6 protein-coding genes are annotated in these 13642 nt (G+C 72.8%); 2 read left to right on the top strand and 4 right to left on the bottom strand.

The annotated features are described in order from the left end of the window. Nucleotides 1-194: 194 nt before the first annotated feature. A complete protein-coding gene (locus tag KZQ38_RS26775) occupies nucleotides 195-578 on the top strand; it encodes a globin (protein ID WP_219445617.1) in 384 nt (127 codons plus the stop codon). A 57-nt stretch (nucleotides 579-635) separates the two neighbouring features. Then, nucleotides 636-2264: a glycoside hydrolase family 13 protein gene (locus tag KZQ38_RS26770; RefSeq protein ID WP_219445616.1), complete on the top strand. Its 1629-nt coding sequence runs from the start codon at nucleotides 636-638 to the stop codon at nucleotides 2262-2264. A 132-nt stretch (nucleotides 2265-2396) separates the two neighbouring features. Here KZQ38_RS26770 and KZQ38_RS26765 read toward each other — a convergent pair whose 3' ends face one another. The 4 genes from KZQ38_RS26765 to KZQ38_RS26750 form a co-directional block, all read right to left on the bottom strand. Then, entirely contained in the window at nucleotides 2397-3023 is a 627-nt protein-coding gene (locus tag KZQ38_RS26765; protein WP_219445615.1) for a DUF8185 domain-containing protein, read from the bottom strand. After that, nucleotides 3016-3447: an acyl-CoA thioesterase gene (locus tag KZQ38_RS26760; protein ID WP_219445614.1), complete on the bottom strand. Its 432-nt coding sequence runs from the start codon at nucleotides 3445-3447 to the stop codon at nucleotides 3016-3018. The genes KZQ38_RS26765 and KZQ38_RS26760 overlap by 8 nt, the downstream gene beginning before the upstream one ends. Before the next feature lie 274 nt (nucleotides 3448-3721). Next, nucleotides 3722-8686: an NAD-glutamate dehydrogenase gene (locus tag KZQ38_RS26755; protein WP_219445612.1), complete on the bottom strand. Its 4965-nt coding sequence runs from the start codon at nucleotides 8684-8686 to the stop codon at nucleotides 3722-3724. 202 nt (nucleotides 8687-8888) lie between these two features. Then, the gene (locus KZQ38_RS26750; RefSeq protein WP_219445610.1) at nucleotides 8889-13631 is read right to left on the bottom strand and encodes a hypothetical protein; all 4743 of its coding nucleotides are present in this window, start codon (nucleotides 13629-13631) and stop codon (nucleotides 8889-8891) included. Nucleotides 13632-13642 lie beyond the last annotated feature (11 nt).

Raw genomic sequence — 13642 nt, 5'->3', positions numbered from 1 at the left:
CGTTGAGGGCTGCGTGTCATCCCCGTATGGCCTGGTCAGAGACAACCACCCTTCGCCAGGGAGGGCAAGCGAAAAGCGTGCTTGCCCTCCCTGGCGAAGCGCGGTTCGCTGGCGCGCAGGCCATACGGGGATGACACGCAGCGGGCAGGGGTGTGTGGGGTCGCCCACTTGTCGGCTGGTGGCAGGATGGTTGTGTGAGCAGTGCCGAGAACTTCTACGAAGCGGTGGGTGGGTACGAGACCTTCCACAAGATCGTCGCGCGCTTCTACGAGCAGGTCGCGGACGATCCGGTGTTGCGCCCGCTGTACCCGGAGGAGGACCTCGGGCCTGCCGAAGAGCGGTTCCGGCTGTTCCTGATGCAGTATTGGGGCGGTCCCCACACCTACTCCGACCAGCGCGGACACCCCCGGTTGCGGATGCGGCACGCTCCGTTCGTGATCGGTCCCATTGAGCGGGACGCGTGGTTGCGCTGCATGAGGGTCGCGGTGGACGAGGCGGATCTCACTCCCGAGCACCGTGACCAGCTTTGGGCGTACCTGGAGATGGCCGCGAACAGCCTGATGAACGCCTGGGCCTGATTGTTGATCACCCGAACGAGGACGGGGTTCGGGGTGCGGGTGGCAGGATGACACCTCGTGCGCCGATCCTCCGACCTCCAACCAGAGATCGCCGACGAGTCCGCCTGGTGGCGTGACGCCGTCTTCTACCAGGTCTACGTGCGCTCTTTCGCCGACTCCAACGGCGACGGCGTGGGTGACCTGGAAGGCATCCGGTCCCGGCTGGGGTACCTCGAACTGCTCGGCGTCGACGCCCTGTGGCTGACGCCGTTCTACACCTCGCCGATGGCCGACCACGGCTACGACGTCGCCGACCCCCGGGACGTGGACCCGCTGTTCGGGGACCTGGCGGCGTTCGACCGGCTGATCGCCGAGGCCCACGAGCACAACATCCGCGTGACGGTCGACCTCGTGCCCAACCACACGAGCGACCGGCACGAGTGGTTCCAGGCGGCGTTGCGGGCGGCGCCCGGCAGTTCCGAGCGGGAGCGCTACTTCTTCCGCGACGGGCGGGGTTACGACGGCTCCCAGCCGCCGAACAACTGGACGAGCGTGTTCGGCGGGTCCGCGTGGACCCGCGTGCCGGACGGCCAGTGGTACCTGCACCTGTTCGCGCCCGAGCAGCCGGACCTGAACTGGGAGCACCCCGAGGTGCCGACCGACCTGGCCCGGACGCTCCGGTTCTGGCTCGACCGGGGTGTCGACGGGTTCCGCATCGACGTGGCGCACGGCATGGCCAAGCCCTACGGGCTGCCCGACATGGACCCGCGCGCGGCGCAGGGGTCGGGTGTCATGCACGACAACGCGCTGGACCCGCGGTTCGACAACGACGCCGTGCACGACGTGCACCGGATGATCCGCAAGGTCGTCGACGAGTACCCGGGCCGCATGACGGTCGGCGAGATCTGGGTCAAGGACGACGAGCGGTTCGCCCGGTACATCCGGCCCGACGAGCTGCACCTCGGCTTCAACTTCCGGCTGGTGGAAGCCCCGTTCGACGCGGACGCGGTGCGCTCGGCCATCGAGCACTCGCTGGCGGCGGTCCAGTCGTCCGGGACCCCGCCCACGTGGACCCTGTCCAACCACGACGTGGTGCGTCACGTGACGCGGTACGGCGGCGGCTCGCTGGGCGTCCGGCGGGCCCGCGCCATGGCGCTGGTGGAACTCGCGCTGCCGGGCGTGGTCTACCTGTACAACGGCGAGGAACTCGGCCTGCCGAACGTGGAGCTGCCGGAGTGGGCGCTCCAGGACCCGATGTGGCTGCGGTCGGGTCACACCGAGCGCGGTCGTGACGGGTGCCGGATTCCGCTGCCCTGGGAGGGCGCCACGCCGCCGTACGGGTTCTCCGAGGGGGTGAACACCTGGCTGCCCCAGCCGAACGAGTGGGCGGCGCTCACGGCCGAATCCCAGTTGGAGGACCCGGAGTCCATGCTGTCGCTCTACCGGCACGCCGTGGAGCTGCGCAAGACGCACCGGGCCATCGGCGGCGACGAGGTCGAGTGGTACGGCGCACCCGCCGGGTGCTTCGCCTTCCGGCGCAAGGGCGGTGAGCTGAGCGGGGGTGGGTCGACCAAGGCCGGTGGCCTCATCTGCGCCCTCAACACCTCCGGAGGGCCGGTGCCCCTGCCGCCGGGAGAGGTGCTGCTGTCGAGCGGACCGATGGACGGGAACCAGTTGCCGCCCGATACCGCGGTCTGGCTGGTCTGATTCGCAGGTCCGTCCGGCTGGCCGGTGTACTTCGTTTGGCCGGTCGGGCACGGGATCGGGGCCGGCCCCGGCACCCGGTTCCGCCCCCCGGCACGCGGTTCCGAGGAGCGCGCGGGCCGGGGGCGGGGCGTTCTAGACCAGTAGCGGGAGCATGGAGTGGCGGCGGCGGACTACGGCGCCGAAGCGGGCGTCGATGCGGAGCCACGCGTCGGTCGCCGTGACGCGCACGTCGTCGCCGCCCAGGAAGCCCATGCCGGAGAGCGCGAACAGGCAGCGCAGCGGCACCTTCACGGCCAGGCCCGAACCGCTGACCGTGATCACCGTCTGGTCCAGCAACGACGCGGGCGGGGTGCCGTGCGGGCCCTGGTTCTCGCGGGCCACGGCCACGCCCTGCTCGGCCAGCTCCGAGACGACGGCGCCGGGCAGGCGGTCCACCGGCAGCCAGCCCTCCGCGGGCGGCAGGGCGGAGCGCCACATCAGGTCGCGTGCCGGGCCCGGGTCGACCTTCTCGCTGCGCACCACGGCCAACCCGGTGAGCAGGTCGCTGCCGGACACCGTCACGTCGCCCGGCGTCACGCGGCCCGCCACGGTGCGGGTCGCCAGCGCGTCGAACGGGGTGGCCACCCAGGCGTCCAGCAGGTCGCTGTCCGGGCGGTTGCGCAGGCGCACGACGGTCTGCGCGTCCAGGCGCACCGCGCGGGCGACGAACGCGCCCAGGTCGTCCCGCTCCGCGGGAGCGGCGAGCAGCAACTCAGGCACCGTTACCTCCGGCACGCCAACCCGCGAGGAAGTCGCGTTCGGCCTCTAGGAGACGACGCGGACGACCGGCCGTCAGGTTGTAGGGCACCATGAGGGTTTCCGCCGTCGTCACCACGGGGCTCCCCTCGCGCCGCCCGTTGCGGATCGAGTAGTCCAACGTGAAGGACGCCGACTTCAGTTCCCGCACCGACATCTCGACCACGATCTCGTCGCCGGTGAACACCAGCGGGCTCAGGTAGTCGACCACGAGGCGGGCCACGACCACGCCTTTGGCCAGGTCTGCCACGCCGTGCCGCGTCGCCTCGGTGAACAGCAGGTCTATCCGGGCCTCTTCCAGGAGGGTGACGGTGTTCGCGTGGTTGACGTGACCGAACGCGTCCATATCCGACCAGCGAGGACGCACACCCGTGACGAACACACCCAACTTGAACGCGCCTCCTGAGGTAGCTTCCGGTGGCGTTGACCCTATCCGCGTGCTACCGCCAGGTTAAGTCGGCTCCGGTGCCGAGGAAGCGTCCCAGGTCGGCGGCCTCGCCCGCCAGGTCGCCACGACCCGGCCGTCGACCACCACGTGCGGCGTGAGGAACCCGCCACCGGTCCGCACGAGGTGCGCGTGCGCGGCCCGGTACCGCCGCCGCAGCCGGTCCCTGGTCCCGTACCCGTCCCGCGGTCGGGAGGACCGCGGGACGGGCGGGCGGTCAGCGGATCATGCTGCGGACCTGGCGGGCGGCTACCGAGAGCGTGGCGAGGTCGAGGCGGTTCGCCCGGTTGATCTCGGCCAGCGCGGCGCGGGCGCGGCCCAGGCGGGAGGCGTTCGCCTGCTCCCAGGACGCGATCTTCTCGGTCGGCGACTCGCCCGGCTCGCTGCCGCGCAGGACGTCGACCGTGATCGACCGCAGCGACGAGTAGAAGTCGTCGCGCAGCGCCAGGCGGGCCAGCGCGTGCCAGCGGTTGCCGCGCTCCAGGCCGCTGACCGAGCTGAGCATCCGGTCCACGTCCAGGTGCTCCGACAGCGCGAAGTACAGCTCGGCCGTCTCCAGTGGCGACCGCTCCGGGCCCACGCCGTGGCCCTCCTCGCGTTCCGCCAGTTCAGCCACCTCCGTCACGTCCAGCAGGCCGTACGTGAACAGCAGCACCGCCACGCGGCGCGCCAGCTCCGCCGGCACACCGGAGCCGACCAGGCGCTCCACGTTCGCGACCACCGACTCCTTCTCCCGGCCCTGGAGCAGGTCGAGGGTCTTCGGGGCCAGTTCCTCGACGACGCCCTTGAAGCGGCTGATGGTGGACCCCACCGCGAGCGGCTGGGGGCGGTTGGTGAGCAGCCACCGGGACGCGCGGTCCAGCAGGCGGCGGGTCTCCAGCACCATGTCGTCCTGGACGTCCGTCGGGATGACGTTGTCCAGCGCCCGGATCTCCCGCCACAGCGACGGGAGGTCGTAGATCGCCGTGACGATCGTGTAGGCCCGGACGGCGTCCGTGGCGCTGGCGCTTATCTCCTCGGCCAGCCGGAACGCGTAGGACACGCCGCCGCCGTCCACGACCTCGTTGACCAGCACCGTGGTGATGATCTCGCGGGCCAGCGGGTGGCTGCCGATGGCGTCGGCGAACCGGTCGCGCAGCTCGCTCGGGAAGTACGTGGGCAGCTTGCGCGCGATCACGTCGATCGACGGCAGGTCGCTCGCCAGCACCTCCTCCTTCAGCGCCAGCTTCACGTGCGCGAGCAACGTCGCCAGCTCCGGCGACGTGAGCCCCGCGCCCGCCTTCTCCAGCGCCCGGAACTCCGCCGGCGACGGCAACGCCTCCAGCGCCCGGTCCAGCACGCCGCGGCCCTCCAGGTCCGCGACGAGGCGGGCGTGCACCGACATCATCGGCGCGGAGTGGGCGCGGGAGACGCCGAGCACCGAGTTCTGCGAGTAGTTGTCCCGCAGCACCAGCTCGCCGACCTCGTCGGTCATCGCGCCGAGCAGTTCGTCGCGCTGGTCGCGGGCCAGCCTGCCGTCGCGGACCAGCTCGTCCAGCAGGATCTTGATGTTGACCTCGTGGTCCGAGCAGTCCACGCCCGCCGAGTTGTCCAGCGCGTCGGTGTTGACCTTGCCGCCCGCGCGGGCGAACTCGATCCGGCCGCGCTGGGTCAGGCCCAGGTTGCCGCCCTCGCCGACCACCTTCACGCGCAGGTCCGCGCCGTTCACGCGGATCGCGTCGTTGGCCTTGTCGCCGACCTCGCCGTGCGACTCGGCGCCCGCCTTGACGTAGGTGCCGATGCCGCCGTTCCACAGCAGGTCCACCGGCGCGAGCAGGACGGCCTTCATCAGCTCCTGCGGCGACAGCTTCACCACGCCGTCGGGCAGGCCCAGCGCCTCCCGGGCCTCCGGGCTGACCGGGATGGCCTTCGCCGTGCGCGGCCACACGCCGCCGCCCGCGCTGATCAGCGAGCGGTCGTAGTCGTCCCAGGACGACCGGGGCAGCTCGAACAGCCGCTTGCGCTCGGCGTAGGACGGCCCCGCCACCGGGTTCGGGTCGATGAAGACGTGCCGGTGGTCGAACGCGGCCACCAGCCGGATGTGCTCGGACAGCAGCATCCCGTTGCCGAACACGTCACCGGACATGTCGCCGACGCCGACGACCGTGAACTCCTCGGTCTGGGTGTCCACGCCCAGCTCGCGGAAGTGCCGCTTCACGCTCTCCCACGCGCCGCGGGCGGTGATGCCCATGGCCTTGTGGTCGTAGCCGACCGAACCGCCGGACGCGAACGCGTCGCCCAGCCAGAAGCCGTACGACTTGGCGACCTCGTTCGCGATGTCGGAGAACGACGCCGTGCCCTTGTCCGCCGCGACCACCAGGTACGTGTCGTCCCCGTCGTGGCGGACCACCTGCGGCGCGGGGATGACGGTGCCCGAGTTCAGGTTGTCGGTGAGGTCCAGCAGACCCGAGATGAAGTGCCGGTAGCAGGCGATGCCCTCGGCCAGGAACGCCTCGCGGTCCAGGCCCGGGTCACCGGTCGGGACGGGCGGGCGCTTCACCACGAAGCCGCCCTTCGCGCCGACCGGCACGATCACGGCGTTCTTCACCGCCTGCGCCTTCACCAGGCCCAGGATCTCGGTGCGGAAGTCCTCGCGCCGGTCGGACCAGCGCAGACCACCGCGCGCCACCGGGCCGAACCGCAGGTGCACGCCCTCGATCCGCGGCGAGTACACGAAGATCTCGAACCGGGGCCGCGGCTGCGGCAGGTCCGGGATCGCACGCGGGTCGAGCTTCACGGCCAGGTACGGGCGGTGCGCGCCCGCCTCGTCGCGGACGAAGTAGCTGGTGCGCAGGGTCGCCTGTACCAGGGTGAGCAGGCTGCGCAGGATGCGGTCCGCGTCCAGGCTCGTCACGTCGTCGATCAACGCCGTGATCTCGCCTGCCAGCGCCTCCGTGCGGGACGCGCGCTGCGCCTCGTCCAGCGCCGGGTCGAACCGGGCCTCGAACAAGCGCACCAGCGCCGTCGCGACCTCGGTGTGGCCGAGGACGGCGTCCTCGATGTAATCCTGGCTGTACGGGGTGCCCGCCTGCCGCAGGTACTTGGCGTAGGCACGCAGCATCGCCGCCTGCCGCCAGGTGAGGCCCGCGCGCAGGACGAGGGTGTTGAAGCCGTCCACCTCCGCGTCGCCGCGCCAGGCGGCGGCGAACGCGTCCTGGAACCGGGTGCGGACCGACTCCATGTCCTCCTGGGAGAGCTTGTCCAGGGTCACCGGGTCGATGCGCAGGCCGAAGTCGTAGATCCAGCACTCCGTGCCGTCCTCGCGGACCAGCTCGTACGGGCGCTCGTCGACCACGACCACGCCCATGCGCTGGAGCATCGGCAGCACGTCGGACAACGTGATCCGGTCGCCCGCGAGGAACAGCTTGAACCGCCGCTCACCCGGCTCGGCCTGGTGCGGCACGTAGAACTGCATGTCCGAGCCGCCCTGGTCGAGCGCCTCGATGCGGCGGAAGTCCGCCAGCCCCTCCGCCGCGGGGAAGTCCTCCTTGTACGCCTCCGGGAACGCGCTCGCGAAGCGCAGGCCCTGCTCGGAGGCGGACTCGGTGCCCAGGCCGGGCCCGTTGGAGTGGCCGCCCAGGACGGCCTCCACCATGCGGTCGTCCCAGGAGCGCACCGCCTCCGCCAGCAGCTGCTGCACGTAGCCGGTGTCCGGCTCGATCTGCTTGCCGGGGTCGGTGTGCACGGTGAAGTGCACGCGGGCCAGCGCGGACTCGCCGACGCGTGCGCTGTACTCCAGGTTCACGCCGCCGAGCTGGTCGATCAGGATCTCCTGCATCGCCAGGCGGGACGTCGTCGTGTAGCGGTCGCGCGGCAGGTACACCAGGCACGAGAAGAACCGGCCGTACGGGTCGCGGCGCAGGAACAGCCGCAGCCGGCGGCGTTCGGCGAGCGCGATCACGCCCGTGACGTTCTGGTAGAGCGTGTCGGTGTCGACCGAGAACAGCTCGTAGCGCGGGTAGTCCTGGATCACCTCCAGCATCCGCTGGCCCGAGTAGGAGTGCAGCGGGAAGCCGGCGCGGTGGATGACCTCGCGGACGCGGCGTTCCACGGCGGGGATGTCCAGCACGTCCTCGTGCAGGGCGGTGGTGGAGAACACGCCGAGGAAGCGGTGCTCGCCGGTGACGACGCCCTGGTCGTCGAACGTCTTCACGCCCACGTAGTACGGGTAGACCGAGCGGTGCACGCTGGACTGCGCGCTCGCCTGGGTGAGCACCAGCAGCTCGGGCGCCAGGGCCTGCGCGCCCGCGTCCGGGCCGGCGGTGAGGCTGCGCGCGGCGAGGCTGTCCTGTCTGAGCACGCCCAGGCCGGAGGCGAGGACCGCGCGGAGGGCGGGTTCGCCGTCGGTGGCCGGGTCGTCGCGGACCAGCTCGTACCGCCGGTAGCCGAGGAAGGTGAAGTGGTCGTCGGCGAGCCAGCGGAGCAGGCGTGCGCCGTCGTCGACCGCGGCGTCGTCCAGCGGCGGCGGCGAGGACACCAGGTGCTCGGCGACCTGGAGCGCCGTGTCGGTCATCTTGCGGGTGTCCTCGACGACCTCGCGGACGTCGTTGAGGACCGTGTGCAGCCGGGTCTCCAGCTCACGCGCCCGGTCGGGGTCGGTGAGCAGGTCGACCTCGATGTTCATCCACGACTCGGCGAGCGCGTCCGACGGCGGGTTCGCCGGGTCCGCGGTGGGCAGCACCTCGTGCAGCGCGCCGGTCACCGGGTCGCGGCGCACCACGACGATCGGGTGCACCACCCGCTGCACCTGCACGCCGCCGCGGGTCAACTCGGCGGCCACCGAGTCGACCAGGTACGGCATGTCGTCGGTGACCACCTGGACGACGGTCGCCGGGCAGGTCCAGCCGTCGTCCACGCGGGTCGGGTTGAGGATGCGCACCACCGGGCGGCCGGGCACGCGCGTCTCGGCGAGCCGGTAGTTCGAGCGAACCGCGCCCACCAGGTCCACCGGGTCGTCGTCGTTGACTTCCTCGGCGGGCACGTGGCGGTAGTAGAGGCGGATCAGGTCGGCCAGTTCGGGGGCGTTGGCGGCGGCCCGTTCGATCAGTTCGTCACGAGCTTGTTCGGGACTGGCCGTGCGGCCGGCACCGGCGTCGTGGCGGGTGGCGAGTTCCGATCGGGACGGGACTCCAGTCGAGGTCATGTTCAGGCGACTCCACGCTATCCGGCACCTCTGTGTGCCGGGTCCGCCACCACTTAACCAGACGCCCGCCACCCTGTCGGAGCAACCCTGCGCACTGAATCGAACCACTTGCCGGAAAGTGGAAATTTCCCCGGGGCAGGACTATTTTCGGCGTCTCCGCCGCGTACCCGCGGGAAACCTCAGCAAAACCTCAAATCAATTCTCAGCTTTCGGGCAAGGTCCACCGCGGTGGTTCCCCGGTCGACCCGGACACGCCCTGTTGCCCCCCGGCCACGGCCGGTTGACCTCCGACCTCCCCGCCGCCGCGACGGGCGGACGGATGCCCAGCCGAGGCCGGTGGGTCCCCGATCGACCTGTGCACGCCCGGTGCACCCGCGGCCCCGGCCGGTGGCTCCCCGGGCACCGCCGGCCGGCTTCCGACCGGCCCGGCTCCCGGACGCTCCCCGAACGCCCCCGGCCCTGCCGGCGGCTCCCCGGGCAACCCGGGCACGCCCGAACCACCCTCGGCCACCCCAGGCCCGGCCAGTGGCTCCCCGACCACCCCGGGCAGGCCCGAACCGGTCCCGACCGTCCCGGGCACGCCCTGTTGCTCTCCGGGCAACCCGGGCAGGCCCGAACCGCTGCCGACCATCCCAGGCCCGGCCGGTGGCTCCCCGGGCATCACCGGCCGGCTTCCGGCCGGCCCGGCTCCCGGACGCTCCCCGATCAGCCCCGACGCGGCCGGCGGCTCCCCGGTCACCTTCGGTATGGGCGTCGTGGTCTCCACCGACGTCTCCCCCGCCCCGACCGGCGGGATGGGCCCGGTGCTCTCCACGTCCGAGTCGGAGGCAGAACCGCCGGCACCCCTGGCCGCCTCGTCCTCCCGCCGCCCGGTCTCGTAGGCCACCAGCGCCTCGGCCAACAACTCGGCCAGGCTCAACTCGCTCTTCGGCCGCCGCGAGGCCCGGTTGGCACTGGGCGAAGCACCCACCGCCGGCAACTCGACCGCCCGCCCCCCGACCACGACGGAAGTGACGAACGGCTCCCCCTCGGCACCGACACCCGAGTCCCCGTGGGACGCCGGCTCGACCTCGGCTGCGGCCTCCTGCCCGGCGTCCGCCGACTCGCCCCCTGCACCCCTTTCCTGCTCAGCCTGCTCCCACTCGACCCCACGCCGCTCGGCGTGGCCCAGCTCCGTCTGCTCCGGTTCGGCTTGCCCGCCCGCCGCCCGCTCCCGCTCAGCCGGCTCCCGCTCAGCCCGCTCGCCTGCCACCCCGTCCTGCTCGGCTTGCTCGGGTTCCGGCTCCGGCTCGTCATCCTCGACATCCGCCCGCCCCAGGAAACCCCCGGAACCCACGCCGATCCCCCGCCCGCTCCCGACAGGAGCCAAGGCACCCGCGCCACCCGTACCACCGACGGCCGACCCGGGCTCCCCAGCGAGCGGGTGGGGGTTCTCGGTGCCGGCCACCGGGTCGTGCGCACCGCCTATCGGACCGACTGCGCCGGGTGCCGACCGGCGGAGTTGCGGTCCTTCCACCGCTCGGCTCCCGGTCGACGGACCGGTGCGCGGTTCGAGATCATCGACTCCTGGCACGTCCGGTCGTCCGTCATGCGCGGTGGCTACCGTCGGTGAGCCGGGGGTCTCCGGCGAGTCGGAGGTGTCGAAGGGGTCCGGCGTCCCGAACATGACCGGCGGACCGAACATGGCCGGTGGGGTGAACGGGACCGGCACGTCGAACCCGTCTGCCGGGTCGTCGGTCGCCGGAACACCAAAAGCACTCGGAGTAGTGGCGGAGCCGGACTCGTCGAACTCGCTCGGCGGTTCCGCGGCGGCGGTGGAGTTGATCGCGTTCGATTCCAACTGGGCGGACAAGCCGAATCCGCTTGATGATCCATGCGAATCACGCATGTCGAACGTCGATGCCGACTCGTGTGCTGCCGGTGCCGGTGCCGCGTGCTGCGGAACGGCTGGTGCGGTCGACTCCTGCACCGTTTCTTGCGGGTGTTCCCGCGGGAGTTCCTGCGGCTGATCGGGCCCGGACGGGGCCGGTGACGGCACCGGGTCCGGAATCGGCACGGGCGGTACCTGGTCGGGCTCCGGCACGTCCGGCACGTCCGGCACATCGGGTGACACCGGGGACGGCTGCCCGGGTGCCGGAGGAGGCGGTGCCGGCGGCGGTTGCGGTACCGGGGACGGTTCGGGTGCGGTCGGCTGGGGCGCGGTCGGCTGGGGCGCCGGCGCGGACTTCGGGGCCGGGATCTCGGACGGGTCCGGGTCCGAGGGGTCCGGGAAGCGGATCTGCCGGGACGTCGCGGCCGAGTCCGGTGAACTCGCCGATGCTCCCCACTCCGGCGACCTCGGCTGCTCCGGAACGCCGGAGCGCTTCGGGGCGTTCGGGCTCGTGCCGGGGCCGGGCAGGCCGGTGGGCTGCGTGGGGAAACCGGAGAAGTCGGGTGGCTCCGGGACGCGCGCGGTCGGGATCACCGGACCCTTCACGAAGGCCGCGCCCAGCCCGGTTAGGGGTGCGTCTTCGTCGCGGATCGCCGGTTGGACCATCGTCGGGGAGTCGAACATGTCGACCGGACCCGCTCCCTCACGCAGGTGAGCCGGCGGCTCTACCCGCCACTGCACGGTTTCGGCGTTATCGGCGGCCGGGGGCGGGGGCGGGGGCTTGGCGACTGCGGAGGACTCGGCTTCGGCGGGGACCGCACCTCCGCTTCCGGCAACCGGCGAGGCCGCCTCGACGACCCGGGGCGGGGTCCCGACGTGCGGGCTGTTCGCGGCGGGTGCGGTGTTCGTGCGAGGTGGAGTGGTTTCGGTGGGTGAGGGCGCGGCGGGTGAGGGCGCGGTGGCTTGGGGTGCGGGGACTTGGGGTGTGGGGGCCTGCGGCGCGGGGAGTTGCGGTGCAGGGGCTTGGGGCGCGGGAGCGGCGGCTGGTGGCGTGTGCTCGGCGGGAGTGGCAGCGGCCGGAGTGGTGGCGGTGGCCGGGGGGTGGTCGTCGCCCTCCTCGGTGTCCGGGGCGCGGCGACGGCCCCCTGCTCGTTGGGGGTCCAGCAGGCCCGCTGCCTTGAGGGTTTCCAGCACGCTGCCGCCGTCTGAGCCCCGGGGCGTGGTGGGTTGTTCCTCGACTGCCTCGGCGGCGGCTTCCCGGGCTGCCCGTCGCCGGCCGCTGCGGACGGTTCCGGCGGCGGCGATCAGGCCGGCTGCCGACACGCTTCGCTCGCCTCGGTCGGCTGGTGTGGCTGTGACTTCGCCGGTGGAGGTGTTCGCCGGAGGGGTGTCGTCCGGAGGAGGAGTGACCGCCGGAGTGCCGGCAGCGGGAGTGTTGGCAGCAGGAGTGTTGGGAGCGGGGGTCTCGGTGGGTGGCGGTGCGGGCTGGGGGCGTGCCGGCTGGGGTTGCGGCAGTGGGAACTGGGCCGGTGGGAACTGGGGAACGGCCGACCGGGCGGGGGGCGGTGGGAAGTTCCGTTCGAGGTAGGTCCCGCCGTGCGGGTTCGCCGGGCGGGCCTGGCCGCTCCTCGCGTGTTCCGGACGGCCGAACACCGTTGTCCCGCCGGGCTCCGCCTTCTGCGGGGGCGTGGGGTCGGCGGTCGGGGCGGGGGTGGCCGCGGCGTCGGCTGCTTGGCCGCTGCCGGTGGGGTGGTCCGGGGTGGCGGCTTCGCCGAACGGCTGGACCAGGCGCCAGCGGTCCGCCGCGTGGGCTCGGGCGGCGGAGATGCCTTCCACCGTCATGTCTTCCGCGGCTCGGCGGGAGCGTTTCACGCGCAGCGTGTCAGCCCGGTGCACCTGGGCCGGCCGCCACTGGCGCAGTTGCTGCCTGGTCTCCGGGGTCAGGCCCGGGTCGGCCGGCCGGTCCCGGCGCAGCAACGCCGTCAACTGCTCGTGCAGGCTGGTCGGCCGCGGGTGGACGCCGGAGAACTCGGCGGCCAGGCGGGCGCGGACCGCGTAGACGGCCCTCGCCCGGCGGCGTTCGGCCGCGTGCGCGGAGCGCAGGTCGGTCAGCGCCTCGGTGAGGTCGCCCGCCAGCTCGTGCACGTGGGCCAGCGCCAGCAGGCTCTCCGCCAGCAGCGTGTCCAGCTGGTGGCGTTCGGCGCTGTCGGCCGCGTCGCGGAGCAGGTCGCGGGCCTGGTCGACGCGACCCGCCGGCAGGTGCACGCGGGTCGCCAACGCCAACCGGAGCCAGCCGGCCGACGCCGCCGACGGCGCGCGCACCGGCCGGTCCAGGAACGGGGTGCCCGTCTCGGACGCCTCGGCCGGGTGGTTGGCGTCCATCAGGGCGCACACCAGCTCGACGGTCAGCCGGCCACGCACCTGCCCGCTGTCGGCCGTCGGGTCGGTGAGCTGGTCCAGCAGCTCGAAGCCCTCGCGACCCGCCGCGATCGCCGCGTCCAGGTCGCCCCAGCGGCGGTGCCTGCCCGCCGCGGCGGCACGCAGCAGGCCCCGCATGAGCAGCGAGGTGTCGTGGTCCAGGACGGGGTCGGTGGTGTAGAGCCGGTCGGCCTCCGCCAACGCCTCGGCGAGGGCCGCGCCACGACCCACCGAGACCAGGCACTCGCCTGCCTGCACGAGTGCCGAGGCCCGCAAAGCGTCCGGCACGCCGTCCGCCTCCAGCACGGGGCGGACGGCGGCGAAACCGGTCAGCGGCGCGCCGGCCGAGCGGGCGCTGTCCGCCAGCTCCACCCGCAACCGCCACGCGGTCTCGTGCTCCGCCTCCGCCTCGGCCGCCTTCAGGGCGTCCAACGCCCGGTCGGCGATCCGGACGCCGCGGCCCATCCGGTTGCTCGCGAAGACCACCAGGTACTCCGCGCGCAACCGGTCGACCTCGTCCCGGCGCGCGGCGGCGAGCGCCACCGCGCGCTCGCCCAGCACCAGAGCCAGCTCCGGTGCCCGCCAACGCAGCCGCCAGGCGGGCACGACCAGCGTGCTCACCTCGGCGTCCGCCTGCGCCTCGCCCCTCGCGGCCACGACGTCCCTGC

The sequence above is a fragment of the Saccharothrix obliqua genome, from assembly GCF_019375475.1.
Taxonomy (GTDB): Bacteria; Actinomycetota; Actinomycetes; order Mycobacteriales; family Pseudonocardiaceae; genus Actinosynnema; species Actinosynnema obliqua.
This window is presented reverse-complemented; position numbering and strand designations above follow the sequence as displayed.